We start from the raw sequence: 24,182 nt of genomic DNA, 5'->3' as shown, positions 1-24,182 counted from the left end.
CTCACCTGCATGAGCATGGGAAATGCACGTTTGTCAACCCCCGTCCGGCCCACGATCCGGCCGCTGACCTGCGACGACGGAACTCGGGGCGCTAGATGGTGCCAGTCGAGCCGTGCTAGGATGGTGGTAGCGAAAGGGGCAGAGGACACATGGTTTTCAAGGTCGGAGAGACCGTCGTCTACCCGCACCACGGTGCCGCACTCATCGAAGCGATCGAGACCCGTGTGATCAAGGGCGAGGAGAAGAAATACCTCGTCCTCAAGGTCGCGCAAGGGGACCTCACCGTTCGCGTGCCCGCAGACAACGCCGAGATCGTCGGTGTGCGGGACGTCGTCGGGCAGGACGGTCTGAATCGCGTGTTCGACGTGCTGCGTGCGCCGCACACCGAGGAGCCAACGAACTGGTCTCGTCGGTACAAGGCCAACCTCGAGAAGCTCGCCTCCGGCGATGTGAACAAGGTGGCCGAAGTGGTGCGCGACCTCTGGCGGCGAGAGAAGGACCGTGGCTTGTCCGCCGGCGAGAAGCGGATGCTGGCCAAGGCACGGCAGATTCTGGTGAGTGAACTGGCATTGGCCGAGGGCACCGACGAAGGCAAGGCCGAGGTCCTGCTCGACGAGGTTCTGGAAACCGCGGCGGTCTGAGCGGCGGAACCACCGGACAGATCACGGCGATGAAGCATGTCGCTCTGCTTGTCGCGGACACCAGCCAGGGCGCACTCGCGTCCCTCCGTGGCGAAGCACTGCTCACTCATGCGGTTCGTGGCCTGATCGATTCCGGCTGTGTGGATCTGACAATAGTTCTGGATTCGGACCGCCGGCTCGCCGAAAGCGAGTCGGCGGTTCGAGCCGTACCCGGTGCCGCCCAGCGCTACCGGGTTTTTTCCGGGTGCGCGGATCGTAGCGAGTCCCTTCGACGGGCCCTGCACGTGGTCACCCCAACACGCTCCGAAGTGCTCGTGGTGCACGAGGCCACTCGCGCGCGCACCCCGGCGTCGCTGGTCGAGGCGGTGGTGGCGGCCGTGCGGGACGGCGCGCCCGCCGCGGTCCCGGTGCTGCCGATGACCGACACCGTGAAGCTGGTCGACGGTGCCGCGCGGATCACCGGCACCAGCGATCGCACGCGCCTGCGCACCCTTCAGACCCCGATGGCCTTCCACGCCGACCTCCGCGAGGAGCTCGCCGAACACGGGCCCGAGCGGTTGCTCGACCGCCTCGGTGCCGCGGTCCGGTTGGTCGACGGTCATCCCGACGCCGGGCGGCTGGCGTCGGAGTTCGAACTCGCGCTCGCCGAGGCGGCGCTCGCCGAAGCCGGAGGTAAGCGGTGATCCCCAGGATCGGCCAGGGGGTAGACGTGCACCCGGTGGAAGCCGGTCGCGACTGCTGGGTCGCCGGACTGCTCTGGGAGGGCGTGGACGGCTGTGCCGGGCACTCCGACGGCGACGTCGCGGCCCACGCGCTCTGCGACGCACTGCTCTCCGCCGCGGGTCTCGGTGATCTCGGCGCGGTGTTCGGCACCGGCGATCCGCGCTGGGCCGGCGCCCACGGTGTGGAACTGCTCGAGGAAGCCCGCCGCCGCGTGGAAGCGGCGGGGTTCTCCGTCGGCAACGCGGCGGTGCAGGTGATCGGCAACGCGCCGCGCATCGGCAAGCGTCGCGACGAGGCCCAGCGGGTGCTCTCCGAGGCCGCGGGCGGGCCGGTCAGTGTGGCGGGCACCACCACCGACGGCCTCGGCCTCACCGGCCGCGGTGAGGGCATCGCGGCGATCGCCACCGCCCTGTTGATCCCGGTAGCCTGACGCCGTGACGATCACTGCGGCGATGTTCGACTTCTCGGGGACCGTTTTCCGGCTGGAGCAGGACGAGTCCTGGCTCACCGAACTCACCGACGACGGTGGCGCCCCGCTCGACCTCGAAGCCCAGACCGAGCTGATGCGGCGGATGACCGCCCCGGTCGGGCAGGTGGCCGAGTTCGACGACGAGCACCAGCACGCCTGGGAGAACCGCGACCTCGACGTCGAACTGCACCGCAAGGTCTACCTCGACGTCCTCCGCCAGTCCGGCGTGCCGAACCGGGAGCAGCGCGAGGCGCTGTACCGGCGGCTGATCGATCCCGCGATGTGGACGCCGTACCCGGACACCGAAGAGGCGCTGAAGGGCCTGGCCGGCCGCGGCATCAAGGTGGCCGTGATCAGCAACATCGCCTTCGACATCCGCCCGGCCTTCGCCGCCCGCGGCTGGGACGCCTACGTGGACGCCTTCGTGCTGTCCTTCGAGGTCGGAGCCATCAAACCGCAGCCGGAGATCTTCCAGGCCGCGCTCGACCAGCTGGGCGTCACCGGTCCGGAGGCGCTGATGATCGGCGACGCGGAGGAGGCCGACGGCGGCGCACGGGCGCTGGGCTGCGAGTTCGCACTGGTCGAACCGCTGCCGACGACCGAGCGCCCGGACGCGCTGCTGACCGCGCTGCGGGCGCACCAACTGCGCTGAAGCCGGATCGGTGCGGCCGACGTCACGGCGAGCCCGTACCATTTCCGCGTGGCCCTACACCTATACGACACGGCGTCCAGGAGTGCGCGGGAGTTCCAGCCCGCCCGCAGTGGAACGGCGTCGATCTACGTGTGTGGGGCGACCGTGCAGGGCATTCCGCACATCGGGCACGTCCGCGGCGCGCTGAACTACGACGTGCTGCGGCGCTGGCTTGTCCACAATGGACTCGACGTGCTGTTCGTGCGCAACGTCACCGACATCGACGACAAGATCCTCACCAAGGCCGCGGCGAACGGCAGGCCGTGGTGGGAGTGGGCGGCCACGCACGAGCGCGCCTTCGAGGACGCCTACACCGCGCTGGGCTGCCTGCCGCCGTCGATCGCGCCGCGGGCCACCGGCCACGTGACGCAGATGGTCGAGCTGATGCAGCGGCTGATCGAGCGCGGGCACGCCTACGCGGCCGGTGGTGACGTCTACTTCTCGGTGAAGTCCTTCGACGGCTACGGCGCGCTCTCCGGCCAGCAGCTCGACGACGTCCAGCAGGGCGAGAGCCTGGCCGAGGGCAAGCGCGACCCGCGCGACTTCACCCTGTGGAAGCGCGCGAAGCCCGGCGAGCCGTCGTGGCCGACGCCGTGGGGCGAGGGGCGGCCCGGCTGGCACCTCGAGTGCTCGGCGATGGCCACCGCCTATCTCGGCGGCGAGTTCGACATCCACGGCGGCGGCGTCGACCTGGTCTTCCCGCACCACGAGAACGAGCGCGCGCAGTCGAACGCGGCAGGCGACGGGTTCGCCCGGTTCTGGCTGCACAACGCCTGGGTGACCATGTCCGGCGAGAAGATGTCGAAGTCGCTGGGCAACGTGGTCGCCATTCCGGAGATGCTGCGCAACTACCGGGCCGTGGAGCTGCGCTACTACCTGGTGCAGCCGCACTACCGGTCGACCATCGAGTACTCCGACGCGGCGGTTTCCGAGGCCGCGCAGGGCTATCGCCGGATCGAGCAGTTCCTCCGGCGGGTGGCGGGCGCGGTCGGCGCGGTCGAGCCGGGGGCGCTGCCCGCGGAGTTCGCCGCGGCGCTCGACGACGACCTGTCCACCCCGCAGGCGTTCGCCGTGATGCACAACACCGTGCGCGACGGCAACGCGGCGCTGGACTCGGGCGATAACTCCCGGGCGCTCGAACTCGCCGCTTCGGTGCGCGGGATGACCGCGGTGCTCGGGCTCGACCCGCTCGACCCGCGCTGGGCGGCCGGTCAGGAGGGCCCGGCGAACCAGGCGCTGACCGAGCTGGTCGGCGGGCTGCTGGAGACCAGGCAGCAGGCGCGCAAGGAAAAGGACTTCACGCTCGCGGATTCGGTGCGCGCGTGGTTGCTCAACGCGGGTGTCACGGTGGAGGACACCCCCAACGGTCCACAGTGGACCCTTAAGGACTCGTAGCAGATGGCAGGCAACTCCCAGCGTCGCGGCGCGATTCGCAAGGAGGGCACCAAGAAGGGTGCCGTCAAGGGTTCGGGCGGCCAGCGGCGCAAGGGGCTCGAAGGCAAGGGCCCGACCCCCAAGGCCGAGATGCGGCCGGGGCACCCGAAGCAGCGGCGGGCCGCGGCGAACGCGCGCGCGGCGAAGAGCCGCGCCGAGAAGGCGGACGCCCCCGAGCTGATCGCCGGGCGCAACCCGGTGGTCGAGGCGCTGCGCGCGAACGTGCCGGCGACCGCGTTGTACGTGGCGCTCAACATCGACGCCGACGACCGCGTCACCGAGGCCGTGCGGCTGGCCGGTGACAGGGGCATCTCGATCCTGGAGATCCCGCGCGAGGAGCTGGACCGCAAGACCAACCGGGCCATGCACCAGGGCCTCGGGCTCCAGGTGCCGCCGTTCGAGTACGCGCACCCGGACGACCTGCTGGTCGCCGCCCGCGACTCGGGCGAGCCGCCGCTGCTGGTGGCGCTGGACGGGGTGACCGACCCGCGCAACCTGGGCGCGGTGATCCGCTCGGCGGCCGCGTTCGGCGCGCACGGCGTGGTGCTGCCGGGGCGGCGCAGCGCGGGCATGACCGCGGTGGCGTGGCGGACCAGTGCCGGTACGGCGGCGAAGCTGCCGGTGGCGATGGCCACGAACCTGACCCGGCAGCTGAAGTCGTGGGCCCAGGAGGGCCTGATGATCGTCGGGCTGGACGCCGACGGCTCGATGGACATCGACGAGCTGAACCTGGCCACCGATCCGCTGGTGATCGTGCTGGGCTCGGAGGGTCGCGGGCTGTCGCGGCTGGTGCGCGAGACCTGCGACGCGACGGTGTCGATCCCGATGGCGGCCGGGGTGGAATCGCTGAACGCCTCGGTGGCGGCCGGGGTGCTGCTGGCCGAGGTGGCGCGACTGCGGCGAGTGACCGGCCGGATCTGACGGCTGGCGCCGGTTCCCCTCGGCTAAGGTCACAGAACTGACACGTCACCAGGGGGAGCCGCTCGGCCATGTCGTTCGTTTCGCCACTGTTCCTGTGGTACTTCATGCCCGCGGTGCTGGTCGCCGTGCTGGTGTGCCCGCGGAGCTGGCGGAACGGCATCATCGCGGTCGGCAGCCTGATCTTCTACGCCAGCGGCGCCGGGGTGTTCACCCTGCTGCTGCTGGCGTGCATGGTGCTGAACTTCCTCGCCGGGCCGCATCTGGAGCCCAACGAGTGGGATCGCAGCGGGGACGCGCGCCGTCGGGTGCTGTTGCTCTGCGTGATCGGCTTCAACGTCGGCATGCTGGTGGTGTGGAAGTACGCCGGGTTCGCCACCGAGCAGATCGCCTGGTTCGCCCAGGCGCTCGGCGGTGACTTCCCGATCGTGCAGCTGGCGCTGCCGATCGGGATCTCGTTCTACACCTTCCACCACATCTCGTACGTGGTCGACATCTATCGCGGTGAGCGGCAGGCGCTGCGGAACCCGGTGTCGTTCGCCACCTACATCTCGATGTTCCCGCAGCTGGTCGCCGGGCCGATCGTGCGGTACCGGGAGATCGCCGACCAGCTGCCGCAGCACCGGTCGCACCGGCTCGACGACATCGCCGCCGGTTTCCCGCGGTTCGCGCTCGGGCTGTGCAAGAAGACGATCATCGCGGACTCGATCAGCCCGATGGTCGACGCGTGCTTCTCGACGCCGCCGGGCGACATGACCTTCGCGGTGGCGTGGCTGGGGGCGCTGGGGTACACACTGCAGTTGTTCTTCGACTTCTCCGGGTACTCGGACATGGCGATCGGGCTGGGGCGGATGCTCGGGTTCCGGTTGCCGGAGAACTTCGCGCGGCCGTACTCGTCGGTCACCATCACCGAGTTCTGGCGGCGGTGGCACATGTCGCTGTCGCGGTGGTTCCGGGATTACGTCTACATCCCGCTGGGCGGCAACCGGGGTGGCGCGGGGAAGACGTACCGCAACCTGTGCATCGTCTTCGTCCTGACCGGCTTCTGGCACGGCGCGGACTGGACTTTCCTGGTGTGGGGCGCGTTCCACGGGGCGTTGCTGATCATCGAACGCGCCTTCGGCTGGGACAAGACCCCGGCGGCGCGCCCGGCCATGATCGCGCGTCGTGCGCTGACCTTCGTGCTGGTCGTGTTCGGCTGGGTCTTCTTCAAGTCGGCCGATCTGACCAGGGCCCTGAACATGATCGGGCACATGCTGATGCCCGACTTCGATGGCCTTACGGACGTGGTGGAGTCAGCCCTGACAAACCAGCGGCTGGTGTTGTTGCTGATCGCGCTGGTCGTGGTCTTCCTGCCCGCACATCCCGTAACCGGTCCGCTGCTGGAGTCCTCACGGAGCAAACCGGCTACGGGGCTGCGAATCGCCGTGATGACGGTGGGGCTGGTGTACGCGTCGATCCTGGTGGCTACGGGGACCTTCAGTCCGTTCCTTTACTACCAGTTCTGACCATTCATTCAGCCTTTCGGAAATGTTCGACGAGGCGCGAGTAGCTGTCGTTGGCGTGGCCGGAGTCGATGGCCGCGGAGACCAGGCGTTGCGTGTAGGCCGGGAATTCCGAGTTGATACCGCGCGCCTCGCTTTCTCGGACCAGGTCGTTGACCGAGGGCAGATGGTGTTGCAGGGCACCGAATTCCAGGGCGAACGAGTCAGCGTCCACTTCGGACGCGAGTGACGGCAGGTACCCGAGCAGGGCCGACATCGAGGGGGACGCTTTGGCAAGGAAGTCCGAGACCTCGACGCCCGCATCCGTGAGCAGGGCCGCGGCGTGGAGGAAGCCGTTCAGGGTGCCCCACATGGTGTCGTGTACGGCCATGCCGAACAAGGTGGGGACGCCCGGGTCGCCGGAAATGTAGGTGCCTCGGCCGCCCAGCTGAGACAGCGCCGAGAATCCATTGTAGACCGAGGAAGCACCGCCGTAGAAGATCACCGCGTCCGGGTGGCCGATGCCGGGGGCGATGGTCATGATCTGGCCGTGCAGGTACTCCACGCCCGCCGACGAGGCCCACTCCGCGACCGAGCGGGCCTCGTCCGAAGTGCCGTCCGTCAGGTTCAGGACCGACCGTCCACGAAGGTCACCTGCCGACGACAACAGACTCCGCGCGACCTCGTTGCCCTTCACGCTGACCACGATCAACCCACCACCGGCCACCGCCTCGGCCGCTGTCGGGGCTTCCGAGGCGCCCGCCGGCGCCTTGCCGGGGGTGCGGTTCCACACGGTGGTCGGGTGACCACCGGCCACGAAGGCGGCGGCGATGGCGTGCCCCATCTCGCCGAGGCCGAGCACGACGATCGGTTCAGCAGTCATTTTCAATGTCCTCTCTTTGCTGTTCAGCGACCGTACGACCTCAACCAAACTCGAGGTAAAGGGCCAGTGTGGACCGGGGGCTGGTTGCCCGGTCCACACCGGGGTGAGAAGATCCGGGTCCCGCCTGTCGACCGGCACCGGAAAGGAATTCCCGAGTTATGCCCGACCGCGTCGACGACTCGCCCCCACTGGACTTCGCGCTCTACGGCCTGAGCGACTCCTGGCAGGGCGCCCGCTGGCTGTCCGCATTGGAAGGCAAGGTCGGCGCTCCACTGTGGGCAGCCTGGCTCGGCCACTTCTCCAACGACGCCGCGGTGTTCACCGGCTCGGCCGCCCGCGCCCGCCACGACGAACTCCACACCGCCCCCGGCGCGGACCGGCTCAGCCAGGTGGCCTTCACCGCCGCCTTCGCGATGTCCAACTTCACCCTGCCCAGCGCGGTCGACCAGCGCCCCGAGAACGTGCTGGACGCGGTGGTCGCCGAGGTCGAGCACGCGGCGGCCGACCACACCCGCTGGGAGAACGCCTCCTGGGAACTCGACGGTGAGATCCTCGCCGCGAAGGTCTGGCGGTTCGCCGGCGCCTGGTGCGCCTTCACCGACACGCTGACCGACGAGTACCTACTCGCCTACGGCATCGGCGTCGAACCGGACGACCTGGAGTTCGCGAAGGTCACCGACACCCAGCAGTACGGCTTCTCCCGCCGCCAGCGCCTCGGCCCGGCCGCGCTCGCCGAGATCAAGAAGCCGAATCTGCCGCGTCCGGCGCAACTGCACGAGGACCACCGGAAGCTCGTCTCCTGACCAGCCGCGCGACCACCATCACCGCCCCGGTCACCACGGCGAGCGCGCCGAGCCCGATGCCCGCGGCGACGGCCCAGGTGAGCGGGCCCGGCAACGCGTCCGGCTGACGCGGCTCGGCGAGTCCGGCCGTGACGAAGGCCGTCGCCTGCGGCAGGGCCCGGTCGTCACCGTCGGCACCACGCTCGGCGACCACCCGGCCACGCACCGCCGACAATGGCAGGGCCGCGCGTTCCGGGTTTTCGGCGAACGCGCGTGAATCGAACGCATTACCGCGGTTGTCCCCGAGCAGGAAAACCGAATTAGGCGGGATGGTCACCGTAAAGGGAAATGTGCCGAGATCCGGTCCGAGATAGTCCTCGTGCACCGGAATGCCGTTCACCAGCACCCTGTTCCGCTCGTCGCAGCAGACCACCGTGTCACCACCGAGCCCGATCACCCGGCTGACCAGCTGCCCCTCCCGCTGCCACGCGCCGGCGTCCACCACGACCACGTCGCCGCGGCGCACTTCGTCGGGTTCTCCCAGCAACAGCAGGCTTCCCGGGGTGTAGGCGGCGCCCATCGAACGGTCCTCGACGGCGGTTCGCACCGCCTGGTCCGAACCGTCCAGCGCGGCGGTGATGCGCGGGTGCAGAAAGCCGAACGCGACCAGGAAACCGCCGATGATGAGCAACGGCAGCAGGATGAACGGAGCGCCACGCCACCACCACGGTCGGACATCCCTTTCGGACAATTCTTCACCAACCACCGGCACCGAATTCACCCCGCTCGCAAGATCGCCAGCGAGAAAATATCGGCGTTCGGGAAAAAACAGCGTGGTCGCGACAGAACCGTAGCAAAAGTCTCAGGCGGTGCTCAGCAGGTTGACCACGCGGATGCGCAGCCGACGCGGGCGAAACCTGCGAGAATTGGGCGAAACGGCAAACGGCACGGTGAGTCCTCTGACCTCGATCACGATCGGCATCGGAATGACGACCCTCGGTGCGCCACGCGTGCACACCGTCGCGGTCACCGAAGACGGCCGGGTACGCGCGGCGGCGCTGGTACCACTGCCCGGCCCGGTCCACGAACGGACCGGACACAGCGAACACGACCCACGCACCTGGTGGCCCGCGGTGGAACGCGCGCTGTGCCAGGTCACCGCGGATCTTCCGCGCACGGAAATAGGCGCGGTGGCGGTGGCGGCCACCAGCGGCACGATCGTGCCGGTCGACCGGCACGGGCTCCCGGCCGGACCGGCGCTGCTGCCCGGCGACCGGCGTGGTGCGGAGTTCAACGGCCGCGCGGCCGAGATCGGCGCGCAGCGCTGGCGGTCGCTCGGCCTTCGTGTGCCGCCGACGGCCGCGCTGGGCCGGGTCGCATGGCTCGCCGAGCACGCACCCAGGGCAAGAGGCGTCCGACACGTGCCCGAGGTGATCGGCACGCAGCTGACCGGCAAGCGGGTCGCGGTGGATTCCGCGCACGCGCTGGGGACCGGTTACGACCCGCTCGCCGGTGAATGGGCGCGCGAGGTGCTCGACGCGTTCGGTGTACCGCCGAAGTGGCTGCCCGAGGTGGTGCCGCCCGCGGCCGTGCTCGGCACCGTCTCCCGCACCAGCGCCGCGTTGACCGGCCTGCCGAAGGGCTGTCCGGTGGTGGCCGGCATGACCGCCGACTGCGCGGCCGCGATCGCCGCGGGCGCGGTCTCCCCCGGCCGGTTCGCCGCGCGGCTGAACCGGTCGTATGTCCTCAAAGGAGTGACCGCGGCCCTGGTGCCGGATCCCGGTGGCGTGCTGCACAGCCACCGGTTCCCCGGCGGCTGGTGGATGCCGGGCGCGGTGTCGAACACCGGCGGCGAGGCGCTGCTGGACACCGAGCGGCTGGACGCGGCGGCCGCCGCACGCGGACCGGCCGGCGTTGTGGTGTACCGAATGCCCTTCGACACCACGGAAACGCGGGAGTTCACCAGCGCGGAACCGGTGGACGAGGTGGAACTGCACCGCGCGCGGCTGGAGGGCGCGGCCTTCGTCGAGCGGCTGGTGCTCGACCACCTGAGGCGGCTGGGCATCGCGCCCGCCGAACCGCTGCTGACCACCGGCCCGGGTACGGAAAGTCTACTGTGGACGCAGATCAGGGCGACCGTGACCGGCGCGGCGATTCGCCTGGCCCCACCCGGGGAACCGGCCTACGGCGCGGCGTTGCTGGCCGACGCCGGAGCACGGCGGGGAGCCCTGCGGGCGAGCGGCGGTGGCACGCTGGTCGAACCGGTGGCGGCCGAACAAGAAGCGCTTTCGGCCTCGTACCACCGGTTCTGCAGCGAACTACACGAGCGTGGCTGGATCGACGACGAACTTCACGCGGTCACGACGACGACGAGCTGATCGGCGAAGGCTTCGGTGACGGGGTTTTCGCCGGCGCCCCGGCGGTGTCGGCTGTGGCGGCTTGCTCCGGCTCGGCCGGTCCGAGCTGCTTGACCGCTTCGAGCACCGCGCTCTGGGCGGCGCTGATCCGCTCGGTGACCCGGCGGCGCAGGTCGAGTGCGAGCCTGCGGTCCTCGGTGGCGTCGGCGAGTTTCTTTTCCGCCTCGGCCAGCAGGTTCGCGGCACGCGCCTTGACCTCGGCCTCGTGCTTCTCCAGCGCGGCCTCGGCCTCGGACTTGCGGGCGAGCAGCTCCTCGGCGGCCTTCTGGTCGGCCTCGTCGCGGCGCGCCTGCGCCTCGGCGTCGAGCCGGCGGCGGTCTTCGGCGGCCGCCTCGTTGAGCTTTTCGATCTCCGCACGGCCGTCCGCGAGCAGCTGCTCGTGCTCGGCGGTGCGTTCCTTGGCCAGCTGCTCGGCGGCGCGGCGCGCGTCACGCGAGTACTTGTCGGCCTCTTCCCTGGTGGCGGCGGCGTCTTCGTCCGCCTTGGCCCGCAGCTCGGCGATCTCCTCCTCGGCGAGCTGCATCATCATGCGGACGCGCTCGGCCATCGCGGAGGCCCCGGTGGGGCTCGCGGTCAGCCTGGCGAGGCCGTCTTTCGCTTCAGCGAGTTCTTTTTGCGCGTAGCTGAGCGCCTTGGACAACTCGGCGACCGAGGCCAGCGCCTCATCACGTCCTCGCGACGCGGCTTTCAGGTCGGTGGACATGCGCGAAATGCGCTCGTCAACCTGACGCTGGTTGTATCCGCGGCGAGTCATCTCGAACTGGGCGGGGCCGGGAGCCGGAGCCGGGGCGGTCTTGTCGGCAGCAACCATTCGTGCACTGTAGTGATGGGAGGGCTCACAGCCCATACCGCCAAATGGGGTATCGGCTACTGTTGCCGGGCGGCCAACGAGCGGAGGGGTTCGTGCGCGCCATACTCGACGACATCGCCGCCCATTGGCACGTCTACGCGACGATGCCGATCATCGCGGCACTCATCGGATATGTCACCAAACGCGTGGCCATCAAGATGATGTTCAAACCGCTCGAATTCCGCGGGATCCGCCCATTTCTCGGCTGGCAGGGCGTCATCCCGGCGAACTCGCGGCGGATGGCCACCACCGCGGTCGAACTGCTCACCAGCCACCTGGTCGACCCGCGCGAGCTGTTCGCCAGGCTCGACCCGGACCGCATGGTCGCGGAGCTGGAGGAGCCGCTGCTGCGTGCGGTGGAGGACGTCACCCGCGAGGTGATGGAGCAGCACCAGCCTCGATTGTGGGAGCTGCTGCCCGCGCGGGCGCAGCGTCTGTTGCTGGACCGGATCCGCGCGCAGGCACCGAAGGTCGTCGCGCGACTGCTGCGCGAGGTCTCCGCGAACATCGACGACGTACTCGACGTCAACGACATGCTGATCGAGGCGATGGTCCGCGACAAGGCGCTCACCGTGCGGTTGATCGAGGAGGTGGCCCAGCCGGAGCTGCGGTTCATCGCCCGCTCGGGTGTCTACTTCGGATTTGTCATCGGCCTGGTGCAGTTCGTCGCCTGGGCGCTGACCAAGGAACCGTTGATCATGCCGCTGTTCGGCTTCCTCACCGGGTTCGTCACCGACTGGCTGGCGCTGAAGATGATCTTCCTGCCGCGCGAGGAGAAGCGGTTCCTGTTCTTCCGCTGGCAGGGTCTGTTCCAGAAGCGCCGCCAGCAGGTGGCACAGGACTACGGCACGCTGATCGCCGACGAGGTGCTGACCGTCTCGAACGTACTGGAGGCGGTGCTCACCGGCCCCAAGTCGGACCGGCTGTTCGCGCTCATCCAGCGCGAGGTGCAGCGCACCATCGACGAGCAGGCCAGCATCGCCAAGCCGCTCGTCGCGCTGACCGTCGGCGGCAAGGAGTACCAGGAGATCAAGCGCGCGGCCGCGGCGAAGGCGATCGAGCACCTGCCGGAAACCGTGCGGCACGTGGAGAAGTACGCCACCGAGGCACTCGACGTGCGCAACACGATCGTGGACAAGATGCGGCAGCTGAAACCGCTGGAGTTCGAGGGCATCCTGCGCCCGGCGTTCCGGCAGGACGAGTGGAAGCTGATCGCCGTCGGCGCGGTGATCGGCGGAATCGTCGGTGAACTGCAGGTGCTCCTGCTGCTGCACTGATCCCCGCCCGCTACCGTGCACCGCGAACCACGCCAATATCGGGAGGGGAACACGGGTGGACGCGGTGCTGGCCGATCTCGCCGAGCACTGGCCGCTGTACGCGCTGATCCCGTTCGTCGCCGCGCTGATCGGGTACGTGACCAAGCGCGTGGCGATCGAGATGATGTTCCGGCCGCTGGAGTTCGTCGGGATCCGGCCGTTCCTCGGCTGGCAGGGCGTGGTGCCCAAGCACGGCGGGCGGATGGCCTCGGTGGCCACCGACCTGCTCACCGCGAACCTGCTCGACCTCAAGGAGATCGTCGACCGCATCGACCCGGACCGGATCACCGGGGAGATCGAGCAGCCGCTGCTGCGCGCGGTCGACGAGATCGCGCGCGACGTGCTCGCCGAGTACCACCCGCGGATGTGGGAGGTCCTGCCCACGATGGCGCAGGAGCTGATCATCAAGCAGATGCAGGCGTCCTCCCCCCGGGTGGTGCGCGAGCTGATGCTGGAGATCCGCGAGAACCTCGACGAGTTCCTCGACGTCAAGCACATGACCGTGCAGCACCTGACCAGGGACAAGGCCCTGCTGGTGCGGTTGATCCGGGAGACCTCGCGCCCGGAGATGGCGTTCATCGCGCGCACCGGCATCTACTTCGGCTTCGGGCTCGGTGTGGTGCAGGCGATCGTGTGGGCGCTGACCAAGGAACCGTGGGTGCTGCCGATCTTCGGCGGTTGCATCGGGCTGTTCACCGACTGGCTGGCGATCAAGCTGATCTTCGTGCCGCGCGAGCCGGTGCGGGTGCTGCCCAGGGTGACCCTGCAGGGCAAGTTCCAGCGGCGCCGGGCGGAGGTGGCGCGCCAGTACGGCGAGCTGATCGCGCACGAGGTGCTGACCGTGCACAACCTGGTCGACGCGATCCTGCGCGGGCCGCGGTCGGACCGGCTGGTGGCGCTGGTGCAGCGGATGGTGGCCAAGGCCATCGACGAGCAGACCAGCATGGCCAGGCCGATGGTGGCGGTGACCATCGGACCGCGGCGGCTGAACGAGATGAAGCAGGCCGCGTCGCGGCGCGCGGTGCAGCGGCTGCCCGAGACCGTCCGGTACGCCGAGGGCTATCTGACCAAGGCGATGGACGTGGCGCACATGGTCGAGGAACGCATGCTCAACCTCACGCCGAAGGAGTACGAGAACCTGCTGCGGCCGGCGTTCCGCCAGGACGAGTGGAAGCTGATCGCGGTCGGCGGGGTGATCGGCTTCCTGGTCGGCGAACTCCAGGTCCTGCTCATGCTCCACTGAGTACGGTGGGGGCGTGTCCCGACGACCCCAGCAGCTGCCCGCGGTGCACGAAGCATGGCTGCCCCGCGAACACGCCCTCTACCGGCCGCGCCACAGCGGCCGCCAGCGGACGGCGCTGATCTGCGCGCTCGCGTTTTTTGTCACCCCGACGCTGCTCTGGGTGTTCGGCGCGCGGCCCGCCGAGATCGAGAACCACAGCCTCAAGTCCTTCCCCAGCTTCTCCGACGGCTGGGGCCTGGTCACCGACCTGCCCGAATGGGCCACCGACCAGTTGATCTTCCGCAGCGGCGCGATCCAGGCCGCGGACGGGATCAGCCGGGCGCTGTTCGGCGAATCGGCTCCGCTGGACCAGGGCGGCGCGCCGAAGTCCGGGCCGCTGCCGGGCAGCCCGCCGCCACCGGCCGGGGAGCAGCCGCCGGTCGGACCGGGCGGGCCGACCAACGGCGACGCCGGGTTCCGGCAGGTCGTGGAGGGTTCGGACGGCTGGCTGTACTACGGCTACGACGCCGAGGCGAAGTGCTCACCGACCAGGACCATCGGCGAGACCGCCGGCCAGCTGGCCAAGCTGCGTGACGCGGTGGAGAGCTCCGGGCGCCAGTTCGTGCTGGTGGTCGCGCCGGACAAGACCACGATGGTGCCGCAGCACCTGCCGTCGAGCTATCCCGGTAAGGACTGCGTCACCAGTGCGACGCCGGAGCTGTGGCGGCGGGTCGTCGGCGAGGCGGGCGCGATCGACCTGCAGCCGTACCTCCACGACGCACAGCGGAAGATGAACCGCCCGATCTATCCGCCGAACGACTCGCACTGGTCGGACGAGGGCGCGATCGTGCTGTCGCGGCAGGTCGCCGAGGCCATCCGGCCGGGCGTGACCCGGCTGTGGCAGACCCCGGTGGCGGGCCCGTACACCATCGACGCCGATCTCCCGCCGCTGCTGGGCAAGCGCGCGCCGAAGACGAACACCAAGTTCGAGCTGCGTCCCGACGGCGTCGACGACCGGGCGGGCGAATCGGTGGAGACCATGGAGCAGCCGCAGCGAAGCACGCAGCGCCCGCTGCCCGGCATGATCACCAAGAAGACGCTGCTCTACGGCGACTCGTTCATCAAGGTCAGCTCGCGGTACCTGAGCGCCGCGTTCAGCGACGTGACCATGCTCGCCTACCACAACCAGCGCAACGACACCGCGTCCGCGGTGAAGGCCTTCGCCGACTCCGAGGTGGTGGTGCTGGAGGTGGTCGAGCGCGGGGTGGCTGCCGGGAACCTGCCGTTCCTTCAGGACGGGTTCATCGACTCGGTGCGGACACAGCTGGCCGCTCGGCCGATTCGCTGACCACGCGCCGCGCCCGGCCGCGCGCGAACGAGATGATCCGGCAGACCAGGTAGATCAGGAACGAGATCGCGGTGACGAAGGCGCTGGCCGGGGCGCCGGGCGCGAGCGAGAGCACGATCCCGCCGAGCGCGGCCACCTCGGCGAACACGATGGCCAGCACGGTCGCGCGCAGCGGGCTGGCGGTCACCCGCGCGGCCGCCGCGGCCGGGGTCACCATCAGCGCGACCACCAGCAGCGCGCCGACGATCTGCACGCCGATCGCGGTGGCGATGCCGACCAGCACGGCGAAGACCACGGACAGCGTGTGCACCGGGACCCCGCGCGCGAGCGCGACCGGGCGGTCCACGCTGGCGAACAGCAGCGGCCGGTAGATCACCGCGAGCACGGCCAGCACCACCGCCGCGGCGATCACCAGCACGGTCGCGTCGACCGAGTCCACGGACATGATCTGCCCGGTCAGGATGCCCATCTTGTTCGCCGCGCGGCCGGGGTAGATCCACAGGAACAGCACACCGAGGCCGAGCCCGAAGGACAGGATGGCGCCGATCACCGAGTCGCGTTCGGACTCGCGGCCGCCGAGCAGGCCGAGCAGCAGTGCCGCGGCCACGGCTCCGGCGAGCGCGCCGTACTCCACCCCGACGCCGAGCAGCAGGGCGCCCGCCGCACCGGTGAAGGCCAGTTCCGCGGTGCCGTGCACGGCGAAGGACATCCGCCGCATCACGATCAGCGGGCCGAGCAGACCGGCGACCACGCCGAGCACGGCGGCGGCGAGCAGGCCGCTCTGCACGAACGGCAGGCCGAGCAGCCGCTCGGTGAGCGTGAAGTCGAACAGCTTGTCCATTCAGGACACCTGGTCGGTGAGGTGGTGGGGTTCGTCCTCGCAGAGCGCGCTCTGCGCACCGGCGACGTGGATCTGCCCGCCGACCCGCAGCACCTCGATGTGCGTGCGGTACAGCTCGGACAGCGTCGCCGAGCTCATCACCTCGTCCGGGGTGCCGATGCGGAACTGCCCGTTCACCAGGTACAGCACCCTGTCCACATAGGACAGGATGGGGTTGATCTCGTGCGTGACGAACAGAACTGCGGTGTCCGCCCGGCGTCGCCGCTCGTCGATCAGGCCGCTGACCACGCGCTGGTGCGCGAGGTCCAGCGAGAGCAGCGGCTCGTCGCAGAGCAGCACCTCGGGGTCGCCGATCAGCGCCTGCGCCACGCGGAGCCGCTGCTGCTCACCACCGGAAAGCCTGCCAACGGGCGAATTAGCGTACGACTCGGCGCCGACGGACTCGAGTGCTTCGGCGATCCGGCGGCGGCGCTTCGACAGTCCGAAGAGGCCGGTGCCCCAGCGGTGCCCGTCCAGGCCGAGGCCGACCAGGTCGGTACCGCGCAGGGTCAGGCCCTCGTCCAGCGCGCGCTGTTGCGGGATGTAGCCGATGTTCGGATTGCTGCCGCCCGGCGCGTGCCCGGCCACGCGGACCGTGCCCGCGGTCAGCCCCTGCTGGCCGAGCAGCACCCGCAGCAAGCTCGTTTTACCGGAACCGTTCGGGCCGAGCACGGCGAGGAACTCCCCCGGCCGCACGTCCAGGTCCAGTCCGGACCAGAGGGTGCGCTCGCCGAAGCTCAGCCGCGCCCCGGAAATCTCGACGGCGGACCGGCTCATTTGCCCAACGCCGCGGCCAGGTCGTTCACCTCTTGGGTCATCCAGGCAATGTAGTCGGTGACGCCGGCGGGCAGCGTCTCGGTCACGTCGACCACCGGCACCCCGGCGCCCTTCGCGGTGTTCACCAGCTGCTCGGTGACCGGGGTGGTGGTCTGCGCGTTGTTGATCACCGCGTTCACCTGCTTGCCGGTGACCAGCTGGTTCATCGCGTCCTGCGCGGCCGCGGGCACCTCGGACTCCTCCTCGATCGCCTTGGCGAACTCCGGCGGGGTGGCGTCGGCGACCTTCGCGGTGTCCAGCAGGTAGTGCGCGATCGGCTCGGTGGCGACCACCTTGCGGTCCGGGTGCGCGGTGCCGATCTGCTCGGCCTGCTTGGTCAGCTCGTCGAGCTGGCCCTTGAACCGGGTGGCGTTCGCGGTGAACGTGGCGGCGTCGGCGGGCTGCAGCTCACCGAGCTGGGTGGCCACCTGGTCGGCGACCTTGCTCACCGTCGGCAGGTCGTACCAGACGTGCTCGTTGACCTCGCCGTGCTCGTGGCTCTCGTGCCCGGGCTCCTGGTGCCCGGCCTCGCCTTCGTGACCCGGCTCGCCGTGCCCCGGCTCGGCGTGGCCGGACTCTTCGTGGCCCGGCTCGGCGGCGCTGGGCGCGGCGGGTTCGGCGTGGCCCGGCTCCTGACCGGCCTCGGCGGCGTGTCCGCTGACGTCGAAGGCGTTCACCTTGCGCGCGTCCGGGGCCTGGTCAGCCATCTGGGTGAAAAACTCGTCGTAGCCGCCGCCGTTGGCCACCAGCAGCTTGGCGGCGGTGACGTCGGCCGCGTCCTCGGGCGTGGACTGGTAGGAGTGCGGATCGCCGCTCGGGTCGTCGATGATCGCCTTCACCGACACCTTGTCCCCGCCGATCGCGTTCACCACGCTGCCCCAGACGTTTGTGGAGACCACCACCGGCACCTTGCCGTTCTCGGTAGCGGCCTGCTCGCCGTTCCCGCAGGCCACCGCCCCGAAGGCGAGCGCGGCGACGGCCGCGGTGGTGACGGCCAGGCGGTACGGGCGGCGAGAGGTCATGGCTGGTTCTCCTGAACGGGGCGGTCCGTGCACCGCCAGTAGCTAATGGAAACCGTTGTCGAATTCACTTTACCCCATCGGGTGAGACGGCCAGATCAACTGTGACCAGGACCCGCTTCACCATCGGGAACTGAACCGTTACGGTGACCGGATGGGTCGTCCAATTCGCACCAGGCGGCAGGCGACGCTGGCGTCACTGGCCGCCGAGTTGGGCGTGTCCAGGACCACGGTGTCCAACGCCTACAACCGGCCCGATCAGCTCTCCCCCGAGCTGCGCCGCCGCGTGCTGGAAACCGCGCGCCGGCTGGGTTATCCCGGTCCGGACCCGGTGGCGCGGTCGCTGCGCACGCGCAAGGCGGGCGCGGTCGGGCTGCTGCTCACCGAGAACCTCTCCTACGCCTTCCGCGACCCCGCCGCCATAGGAGTCCTCGAAGGGCTCGCGCTGGCCTGCGAGGACGCGGGCGTCGGCCTGCACCTGGTGCCCGCCAGCCCCGGCCGCGAGGACGTGGCGGCCGTGCACCGCGCCGGGGTCGACGGTTTTGTCGTCTACTCCGTGCCCGACGACGACCCGCACCTCGCCGCCGTGCTCCAGCGCCCGGTGCCCACGGTGATCGTCGACCAGCCGCGGGTGGAGGGCGTGGACCGGGTGGGCCCGGACGACGCCGCCGCCATCACCGGCATGGCCAACCACCTGGTCGAGCTGGGCCACCGCCAGATCGGCGTGCTGTGCATGCGGCTGGCCCGCGAGCGCAACGACGACTTCGCCTCGGTGCAGCGGCAGCGCGAGGCGCACTTCCACGTGCAGCGCACCCGGCTGGCCGCGCTGGCGAAGGCCTTCGAGGCGGTCGGCGTGGACTGGGCGAGCGTGCCGGTGGTCGAGCGCTTCGACCACACCGTGGACGACGGCGCCTCCGCCGCCCGGCAGCTGCTGGACGCGTATCCGCAGGTCACCGCCCTGGTCTGCACCTCGGACATTCTCGCGCTCGGCGCGCTCGCCGAAGCCGACCGCCGTGGCCTGCGGGTGCCCGCGGAGCTGACGGTGACCGGCTTCGACGGCATCGCCGAGGCCGAGCGGCACGGGCTGACCACCGTGCACCAGCCCGTGCTGGACAAGGGCAAGGCGGCCGGGAAGCTGCTGCTGGCCTCGGCCGAGCACGGGGCGCCGCGGGTGATCACGCTGCCGACGGAGCTGAAGGTCCGATCGACCTCCGCCCCGCCGCGCACCGCCGAGCAGATGTGGTTCGGGCCCTAGGCGGTCCGCCCCAGCTGGTTCATCAGGCGGGTGATTTCGTCGGCCTCGCGCGCGCTTTCGACCGCGGGCTCGAAAATGCCTTCGGTACCGGCGCCTCCGAACGGACGCACATACTCGTCCACTTTCCGCACCAGTTCCTGATCGAGCGCGGGTGGCACGCCGAGTGCGGTGGCCAGATCCCAGCTGTGCACCAGGATCTCGGTCAGGAAGAACGTGTCGAGCATGGTCGGCAACGGCACGCGGCCGACCGGCGCGGCGACTTCCGCGGTGGGATCGGCTTTCGCGAGCACCTCCTCGAACGCCTGACGCGCCTCGTGCCAGGCCGCCACGGGGTCGGCCTCGCGTGCCTGCTCGCCCGCAGCCGGGAAGTCCGCACCCAGCACGAGTTCACGGCCGAGCCGCACCACGGCGACGACGTGCGCGACCAGGTCGGCGATCGCCCACTTGTCGCAGGGCGTCGGCTGCTCCCAGCCGTCCGCGGGCACCTTGGTGAGCAGTTCCTCGAACCGGTCCAGCGCGATCTCGATGGTCATCTCGTCTCCTTCGTCCGACGGGCTTTCACCAGCCCGACGAACGGGGCGCCCCCAGACCGACATCCCACCCGCCACCCACCACCGCCCTCAACGGAGCGCTCCGCGCCGCTTAAACTTTCGGCAATGTCCATCGACTCCGACACCCTGATCGACTGGTTCGCCACCCACGCCCGCGACCTGCCGTGGCGGCACGCCGAGCGCACCGGCTGGGGCGTGCTGGTCAGCGAGATCATGCTGCAGCAGACCCCGGTGGCCAGGGTCGAACCGATCTGGCACGAGTGGATGGCGCGCTGGCCGCTGCCGTCCTCGCTGGCCGCCGCTTCGCAGGGTGAGGTGCTGCGGGCCTGGGGCAAGCTCGGCTACCCGCGTCGCGCGCTGCGGCTGCACGCCGCGGCCGGGGTGATCGCCACCGAGCACGGTGACGTCGTTCCGTCCGATGTGGACACTCTGCTGGCGCTGCCCGGCATCGGCGCCTACACCGCCCGCGCGGTGGCCACCTTCGCGTACGGCAAGCGCGCGCCGGTGGTCGACACCAACGTCCGGCGGGTGGTGGCCCGCGCGGTGCACGGGGCGGGCGACGCCGGTCCGCCGTCCAACACGCGGGACATGGCCGACGTCGAAGCCCTGCTGCCGCCGGAAGAAGATCGCGCGGCCAAGCTGTCCGCCGCGCTGATGGAACTGGGCGCGCTGATCTGCACGGCCCGTTCCCCGCGGTGCGCCGACTGCCCGGTGTACGCGGAATGCGCCTGGCAACTCGCGGGCCGCCCGGCCTACGCGGGCCCGGCGAAGGCGGTGCAGAAGTTCGCCGGCACCGACCGGCAGGTCCGCGGCCTGCTGCTGGACGTGCTGCGCGGCACCGAAGGACCGGTCGAGAAGGCCCGGCTGGACCTGGTCTGGTCGCAGGCCGGGCAGCGCGATCGCTGCCTGGATTCCCTGCTGGTGGACGGCCTGGTCGAGCAAACGGCCGACGGCTTGTTCGCGCTGCCCGGTGAACATTGATCTTTAGGGCAGGTTCTCACATTTCCAGACCAAAGTTGGTTATCTATTGTCTGTGCGTGGCCGGGCGGTTACGGTTCCGGAGCGCACCCTGCGATGAACACCTGCGCATAACCGAATGACCGCCAGAAACCGATCTGGGCCGGTGGGCCTCGCGTACCGCCGCGCCCTGTCCGAGGGAGATCGAATGGCCGGAAAACCGGGTTTCGACCGACGAACAGCGCTCAAGGGCGGGCTGACCGTGACCGCGGTCGGCGCGTTCGGCAGCTGGACGGCACACGCCGCCAACGCCGGACTGGCCGCGGGAGCCGCACCGGAACCGACGATCTACAGCACCGCCGCCTGGGGTGCCCGCCCGCCGAGCGGCGCGATCACCATCGAGAACCACAAGCCCACCTACATCGTGGTGCACCACACCGTCGATCCCGGCAACACCGACGACTTCTCCAAGGAACGCGCGTTCGCCATCTCCAAGGCGATCCAGAACTTCCACATGGACAGCCGGGGCTGGATCGACACCGGGCAGCAGTTCACGAACAGCCGCGGCGGCTACATCACCGAAGGCAGGCACGAAAGCTTGAAGACCCTGCGCGGCGGCACGAAGCACGTCCAGGGCGCCAACGTGGGCGGGCACAACAGCCAGGTCATCGGCATCGAGAACGAGGGCCTCTACGTCGACGTCGACGTGCCGAAGGCGCTGTGGGACTCGCTGGTGAAGCTGGTCGCGTACATGGCGAGCCAGTACGGCATCGGCACGGCGAACATCAAGGGGCACCGGGACTTCAACTCCACCGAGTGCCCCGGCGGCGTGCTCTACGGGCGGCTGCCCGAACTGCGCACGGCGGTGGGGAACGTGCTCGGCACGCAGATCGAGCAGCCCTTGGAGTGGCCGCTGCTCAAGCCGGGCGAGACCGGGCCCCGCGTGCTCGCCGCGCAGCACCTGCTCCGCGACTCCGGCGCCCGCAACGTGCCCACCGATGGCGTGTTCGGACAGTCCACAAAGGATGCTGTGACCGGACTGGTGGCGGCGCGCGGAATCGAAGCGCACCAGTGCACAGCTTCGGCGCACGCCGACGAAACCGGATTCTTCGGCGCGGACATCTGGCCGCTGCTGGCGCGCCCGGTGAAGCCGGGCACGGACAGCGAGGCGGCCCGCGCGGCCGCGGTGCTCACCGACGCGGCGGGCGCCCGCTCCGCCGGTGCCACCGAACTCTCCACGCAGGCCTGGAAAGAACTGCTCAACGGTTGAGCACTTCGGACAGGAACGCCTCGACCGCGCCCCGGTACGCCCGGGGCGCGGCGAGGTGCACCACGTGGTGCGCGCCCGGCACGAGCACGTGCCTGCCGTCCGCCGCGCGCGCCGCGACCTGCTCCTGCTGACCGGGCGGCATCGAACCCCGGCCGCCCTCGATCACCAGCAGTGGGCATTTCACAGCGTCCACAATGGACCAGTAATCGCGCACGCCCCATTCGGCCGCGATCTGGTACAGGTCCTCCAGGTCCGCGGCGAGGTGGAAACCGTCCTCGCGTTCGACCACGCATTCGGTGAAGTAGTCGCCGAGATCGCCGAAGAAGGCGCGCACGTGCGCGAGCGATTCGAACGGGACCGGCCAGGAATCGAAGTACGAGCGCCACTGGTCCACCGTTTTGCCGACCTGGTCCGGCGCCATGTCCTCGGAGACCACCGCGCGCACCAGCTCAGGCGCGGCCGCCGCGGCGCCCCAGGCGTGCAGCCCGCCCATCGAGTGTCCGATCAGGATCGCCGGCCCCTCGTCGAGGTGGCGGATGGTGTCCAGCACGTCGTCGACGAAGCGCTCCGTCCGCCACGGACCGGTCCTCGCGGCACGCCCGTGCCCGGCGGCGTCCAGCGCGACGACGTGACCGTACGGCTTGAGCCACTGCGCCACCGTCCACCAGGTCCGCGCGCGGCCCATCAGCCCGTGGAGCAGCAGGATCGGCGGGCCGTCGCCACCGAAGTCAACAACAGTGTCACGCTGGTCCATCTATGCTCCCGCCCATGCGCCGCCACCTCGTCCTCTGCGGTCTGGTGCCGCTCATTATCGGCTGCACCCCGAGCAGCCCGGGTGAGCCGGTGCCGGCTCCGGGCGTGGCCGCGCCCGGCGCGCCGGGGGCCGGTGACCCCGCCTACCCGAACGACGGCAACGGCGGGTACGACGCGCTCGGCTACGACGTCTCGATCACCTACGACCCGCCGGCCAAGCGGCTCGAGGGGGACACGACCATCACCGCGACGGCCACGCAGAACCTGAGCCGGTTCAACCTGGACCTGCGCGGACTGGACGTGGCCTCGGTGGAGGTCGACGGGCGAAGTGCGGAGTTCACCCGCGAGGGCGACTTCGAGCTGGTGATCACCCCGGCGCAAACGCTTGCAGCTGGGCAGACGTTCATAACTCGGGTTCGGTACTCCGGTGAGCCGAGCAGTGGTGAGGAAGGGCTCGGGGCCGGTGGCTGGCACCCGTCGCCGTCCGGTGGCGCGTACGTCGTCGGGCAGCCGCATTCGGCCGCGTACTGGTACCCGGTGAACGAGACGCCGCGGGACAAGGCCACCTTCCGGGTGACCGCGCGCGTGCCGGAAGGCTGGTCGGTGGTGTCGGGCGGGGTCGAGGAGAGCACCACGACGGCCAACGGCCAGACCACCTCGACCTGGCGCGACGACACCCCGGCCGCGAGTTATCTGACCACCGTCGCGATCGACCGCTTCACCTTCGACCGGAGCACGCTGCCAGACGGAAAACCGCTGGTGAACGCGTTTGCGCCGGGTGCGGAGAACAAGCGGTCGGTGGCCGCGCGCACCGCGGAGGCGGTCGAGTTCCTGGCGTCGCGCTTCGGCCCGTACCCGCAGACCGCGACCGGTGGGATCTATACGAACGACCGGATCGGCTATTCGCTGGAGACGCAGGGGCGGCCGACCTACGCGAACTGGGCCGACCTGGAGACGGTCGTGCACGAGCTGGCGCACCAGTGGTACGGGAATTCGGTCTCGGTGCGGGACTGGTCGGACGTCTGCCTGAACGAATGCGTGGCGAGCTACAGCCAGTGGCTCTGGGCGGAGGCGAAGGAGGGCGAGAACCTGGACGACCGGTACCGCTCGACGATCGACCGGACGCGGGAAAGCACGCGGCTGTGGTCGTCGAAACTGCACGAAGCCACCGCGGGCGCCGAGTTCGACGGGGTTTACGACAAGGGCATCCTCGCCATGCACGCCCTGCGGCGGACCATCGGCGACGAGCCCTTCGCCGCGGCGCTCCGGGAATGGCCCACCCTGCACAAGGACGGGAACGCCACCTGGCGGGAGTTCGAACAGTTCATCAGCACGAAGGCGGGCCGGAGCGACCTGGGCCCGTTCTTCGACGCCTGGTTCCGAGGCACCGAACTCCCCTCCGATGACCACCTCTACCCCGGCTCCCTCCGCCCGTAGACCGTCGACCCGATGCCACTCACGCGAGCCGGGCCAGAGAACAGGACCACCCACACTGCCCCTTCC

Annotated in this window: 24 protein-coding genes; 16 read left to right on the top strand and 8 right to left on the bottom strand. The window is 70.0% G+C overall.

Features of this window, described 5'->3' with window-relative positions; genetic code table 11:
• Positions 1–149: 149 nt before the first annotated feature.
• The 7 genes from YIM_RS02840 to YIM_RS02810 all read left to right on the top strand — a co-directional run bounded on the left by YIM_RS02840 (position 150) and on the right by YIM_RS02810 (position 6,384).
• Complete coding sequence (locus YIM_RS02840) at positions 150–641, top strand: CarD family transcriptional regulator (protein WP_020669809.1); 492 nt, start codon at positions 150–152, stop codon at positions 639–641.
• Positions 642–670: 29 nt separating this feature from the next.
• The gene (locus YIM_RS02835; RefSeq protein WP_153028844.1) at positions 671–1,324 is read left to right on the top strand and encodes a 2-C-methyl-D-erythritol 4-phosphate cytidylyltransferase; all 654 of its coding nucleotides are present in this window, start codon (positions 671–673) and stop codon (positions 1,322–1,324) included.
• Positions 1,321–1,794 (top strand): 2-C-methyl-D-erythritol 2,4-cyclodiphosphate synthase, encoded by a 474-nt coding sequence (gene ispF / locus YIM_RS02830; RefSeq protein ID WP_153028843.1) that lies wholly within the window; start codon positions 1,321–1,323, stop codon positions 1,792–1,794. Before YIM_RS02835 ends, ispF begins: the two co-directional genes overlap by 4 nt.
• Before the next feature lie 4 nt (positions 1,795–1,798).
• Positions 1,799–2,485 carry an HAD family hydrolase gene (locus YIM_RS02825; RefSeq protein WP_153028842.1) on the top strand — a complete coding sequence of 229 codons (687 nt, stop codon included), beginning with the start codon at positions 1,799–1,801 and terminating at the stop codon, positions 2,483–2,485.
• A gap of 48 nt (positions 2,486–2,533) precedes the next feature.
• Positions 2,534–3,919: a cysteine--tRNA ligase gene (cysS, locus tag YIM_RS02820; protein ID WP_153028841.1), complete on the top strand. Its 1,386-nt coding sequence runs from the start codon at positions 2,534–2,536 to the stop codon at positions 3,917–3,919.
• Positions 3,920–3,922: 3 nt separating this feature from the next.
• Positions 3,923–4,879, top strand: coding sequence for a 23S rRNA (guanosine(2251)-2'-O)-methyltransferase RlmB (gene rlmB, locus YIM_RS02815; RefSeq protein WP_153028840.1), 957 nt, complete (start codon positions 3,923–3,925; stop codon positions 4,877–4,879).
• A 68-nt stretch (positions 4,880–4,947) separates the two neighbouring features.
• Positions 4,948–6,384, top strand: coding sequence for an MBOAT family protein (locus YIM_RS02810; RefSeq protein WP_153028839.1), 1,437 nt, complete (start codon positions 4,948–4,950; stop codon positions 6,382–6,384).
• Between the two features lie 4 nt (positions 6,385–6,388).
• Here YIM_RS02810 and YIM_RS02805 read toward each other — a convergent pair whose 3' ends face one another.
• Positions 6,389–7,291: an NAD(P)-dependent oxidoreductase gene (locus YIM_RS02805; protein ID WP_153028838.1), complete on the bottom strand. Its 903-nt coding sequence runs from the start codon at positions 7,289–7,291 to the stop codon at positions 6,389–6,391.
• 110 nt (positions 7,292–7,401) lie between these two features.
• On the opposite strand from YIM_RS02805, the gene YIM_RS02800 reads away from it, so the two are divergent.
• Positions 7,402–8,046, top strand: coding sequence for a hypothetical protein (locus YIM_RS02800; RefSeq protein ID WP_153028837.1), 645 nt, complete (start codon positions 7,402–7,404; stop codon positions 8,044–8,046).
• Here the strand turns inward: YIM_RS02800 and lepB are convergent.
• The gene (gene lepB, locus YIM_RS02795) at positions 7,982–8,716 is read right to left on the bottom strand and encodes a signal peptidase I (RefSeq protein WP_153028836.1); all 735 of its coding nucleotides are present in this window, start codon (positions 8,714–8,716) and stop codon (positions 7,982–7,984) included. The two genes, YIM_RS02800 and lepB, sit on opposite strands and share 65 nt — an antisense overlap.
• Before the next feature lie 235 nt (positions 8,717–8,951).
• On the opposite strand from lepB, the gene YIM_RS02790 reads away from it, so the two are divergent.
• Complete coding sequence (locus YIM_RS02790) at positions 8,952–10,403, top strand: FGGY family carbohydrate kinase (RefSeq protein WP_228004519.1); 1,452 nt, start codon at positions 8,952–8,954, stop codon at positions 10,401–10,403.
• Here the strand turns inward: YIM_RS02790 and YIM_RS02785 are convergent.
• Positions 10,384–11,253 carry a hypothetical protein gene (locus YIM_RS02785; RefSeq protein ID WP_194240022.1) on the bottom strand — a complete coding sequence of 290 codons (870 nt, stop codon included), beginning with the start codon at positions 11,251–11,253 and terminating at the stop codon, positions 10,384–10,386. The genes YIM_RS02790 and YIM_RS02785 overlap by 20 nt on opposite strands.
• Positions 11,254–11,345: 92 nt before the next feature.
• Here YIM_RS02785 and YIM_RS02780 point away from each other — a divergent pair, with 92 nt between their 5' ends.
• The 3 genes from YIM_RS02780 to YIM_RS02770 are packed head-to-tail and all read left to right on the top strand — an operon-like array spanning position 11,346 to position 15,178.
• Positions 11,346–12,569 carry a DUF445 domain-containing protein gene (locus YIM_RS02780; protein WP_370468947.1) on the top strand — a complete coding sequence of 408 codons (1,224 nt, stop codon included), beginning with the start codon at positions 11,346–11,348 and terminating at the stop codon, positions 12,567–12,569.
• A 55-nt stretch (positions 12,570–12,624) separates the two neighbouring features.
• Entirely contained in the window at positions 12,625–13,851 is a 1,227-nt protein-coding gene (locus tag YIM_RS02775; RefSeq protein WP_153028834.1) for a DUF445 domain-containing protein, read from the top strand.
• A gap of 13 nt (positions 13,852–13,864) precedes the next feature.
• Positions 13,865–15,178: a hypothetical protein gene (locus YIM_RS02770; RefSeq protein ID WP_153028833.1), complete on the top strand. Its 1,314-nt coding sequence runs from the start codon at positions 13,865–13,867 to the stop codon at positions 15,176–15,178.
• On the opposite strand, the gene YIM_RS02765 is transcribed toward YIM_RS02770, so the two are convergent.
• From YIM_RS02765 to YIM_RS02755, 3 genes are read right to left on the bottom strand one after another with little or no spacing between them, the layout of a single operon-like run.
• Positions 15,132–16,019: a metal ABC transporter permease gene (locus tag YIM_RS02765; RefSeq protein ID WP_153028832.1), complete on the bottom strand. Its 888-nt coding sequence runs from the start codon at positions 16,017–16,019 to the stop codon at positions 15,132–15,134. The genes YIM_RS02770 and YIM_RS02765 overlap by 47 nt on opposite strands.
• Positions 16,020–16,835 carry a metal ABC transporter ATP-binding protein gene (locus tag YIM_RS02760; RefSeq protein ID WP_153028831.1) on the bottom strand — a complete coding sequence of 272 codons (816 nt, stop codon included), beginning with the start codon at positions 16,833–16,835 and terminating at the stop codon, positions 16,020–16,022.
• A complete protein-coding gene (locus tag YIM_RS02755) occupies positions 16,832–17,896 on the bottom strand; it encodes a metal ABC transporter solute-binding protein, Zn/Mn family (protein ID WP_153028830.1) in 1,065 nt (354 codons plus the stop codon). The genes YIM_RS02760 and YIM_RS02755 overlap by 4 nt, the downstream gene beginning before the upstream one ends.
• A 151-nt stretch (positions 17,897–18,047) precedes the next feature.
• Between YIM_RS02755 and YIM_RS02750 the strand changes: the two genes are divergently transcribed.
• Entirely contained in the window at positions 18,048–19,148 is a 1,101-nt protein-coding gene (locus YIM_RS02750) for a LacI family DNA-binding transcriptional regulator (protein ID WP_153028829.1), read from the top strand.
• Here YIM_RS02750 and YIM_RS02745 read toward each other — a convergent pair.
• Complete coding sequence (locus tag YIM_RS02745) at positions 19,145–19,681, bottom strand: TIGR03086 family metal-binding protein (RefSeq protein ID WP_194240021.1); 537 nt, start codon at positions 19,679–19,681, stop codon at positions 19,145–19,147. The two genes, YIM_RS02750 and YIM_RS02745, sit on opposite strands and share 4 nt — an antisense overlap.
• A 123-nt stretch (positions 19,682–19,804) precedes the next feature.
• On the opposite strand from YIM_RS02745, the gene YIM_RS02740 reads away from it, so the two are divergent.
• Both YIM_RS02740 and YIM_RS02735 read left to right on the top strand, forming a co-directional pair.
• Positions 19,805–20,680 carry an A/G-specific adenine glycosylase gene (locus YIM_RS02740; RefSeq protein ID WP_153028827.1) on the top strand — a complete coding sequence of 292 codons (876 nt, stop codon included), beginning with the start codon at positions 19,805–19,807 and terminating at the stop codon, positions 20,678–20,680.
• Positions 20,681–20,864: 184 nt separating this feature from the next.
• Positions 20,865–21,926, top strand: coding sequence for an N-acetylmuramoyl-L-alanine amidase (locus YIM_RS02735; RefSeq protein ID WP_153028826.1), 1,062 nt, complete (start codon positions 20,865–20,867; stop codon positions 21,924–21,926).
• Here the strand turns inward: YIM_RS02735 and YIM_RS02730 are convergent.
• Positions 21,916–22,680 (bottom strand): alpha/beta fold hydrolase, encoded by a 765-nt coding sequence (locus tag YIM_RS02730; RefSeq protein WP_153028825.1) that lies wholly within the window; start codon positions 22,678–22,680, stop codon positions 21,916–21,918. The two genes, YIM_RS02735 and YIM_RS02730, sit on opposite strands and share 11 nt — an antisense overlap.
• A gap of 14 nt (positions 22,681–22,694) precedes the next feature.
• On the opposite strand from YIM_RS02730, the gene YIM_RS02725 reads away from it, so the two are divergent.
• The gene (locus tag YIM_RS02725) at positions 22,695–24,116 is read left to right on the top strand and encodes a M1 family metallopeptidase (protein ID WP_153028824.1); all 1,422 of its coding nucleotides are present in this window, start codon (positions 22,695–22,697) and stop codon (positions 24,114–24,116) included.
• Positions 24,117–24,182: the final 66 nt, after the last annotated feature.

It is taken from the genome of Amycolatopsis sp. YIM 10 (assembly GCF_009429145.1).
In the GTDB taxonomy this organism is placed as follows: domain Bacteria; phylum Actinomycetota; class Actinomycetes; order Mycobacteriales; family Pseudonocardiaceae; genus Amycolatopsis.
The sequence above is the reverse complement of the archived record's forward strand: the minus strand, read 5'-3'. Positions and strand labels throughout refer to the sequence as shown.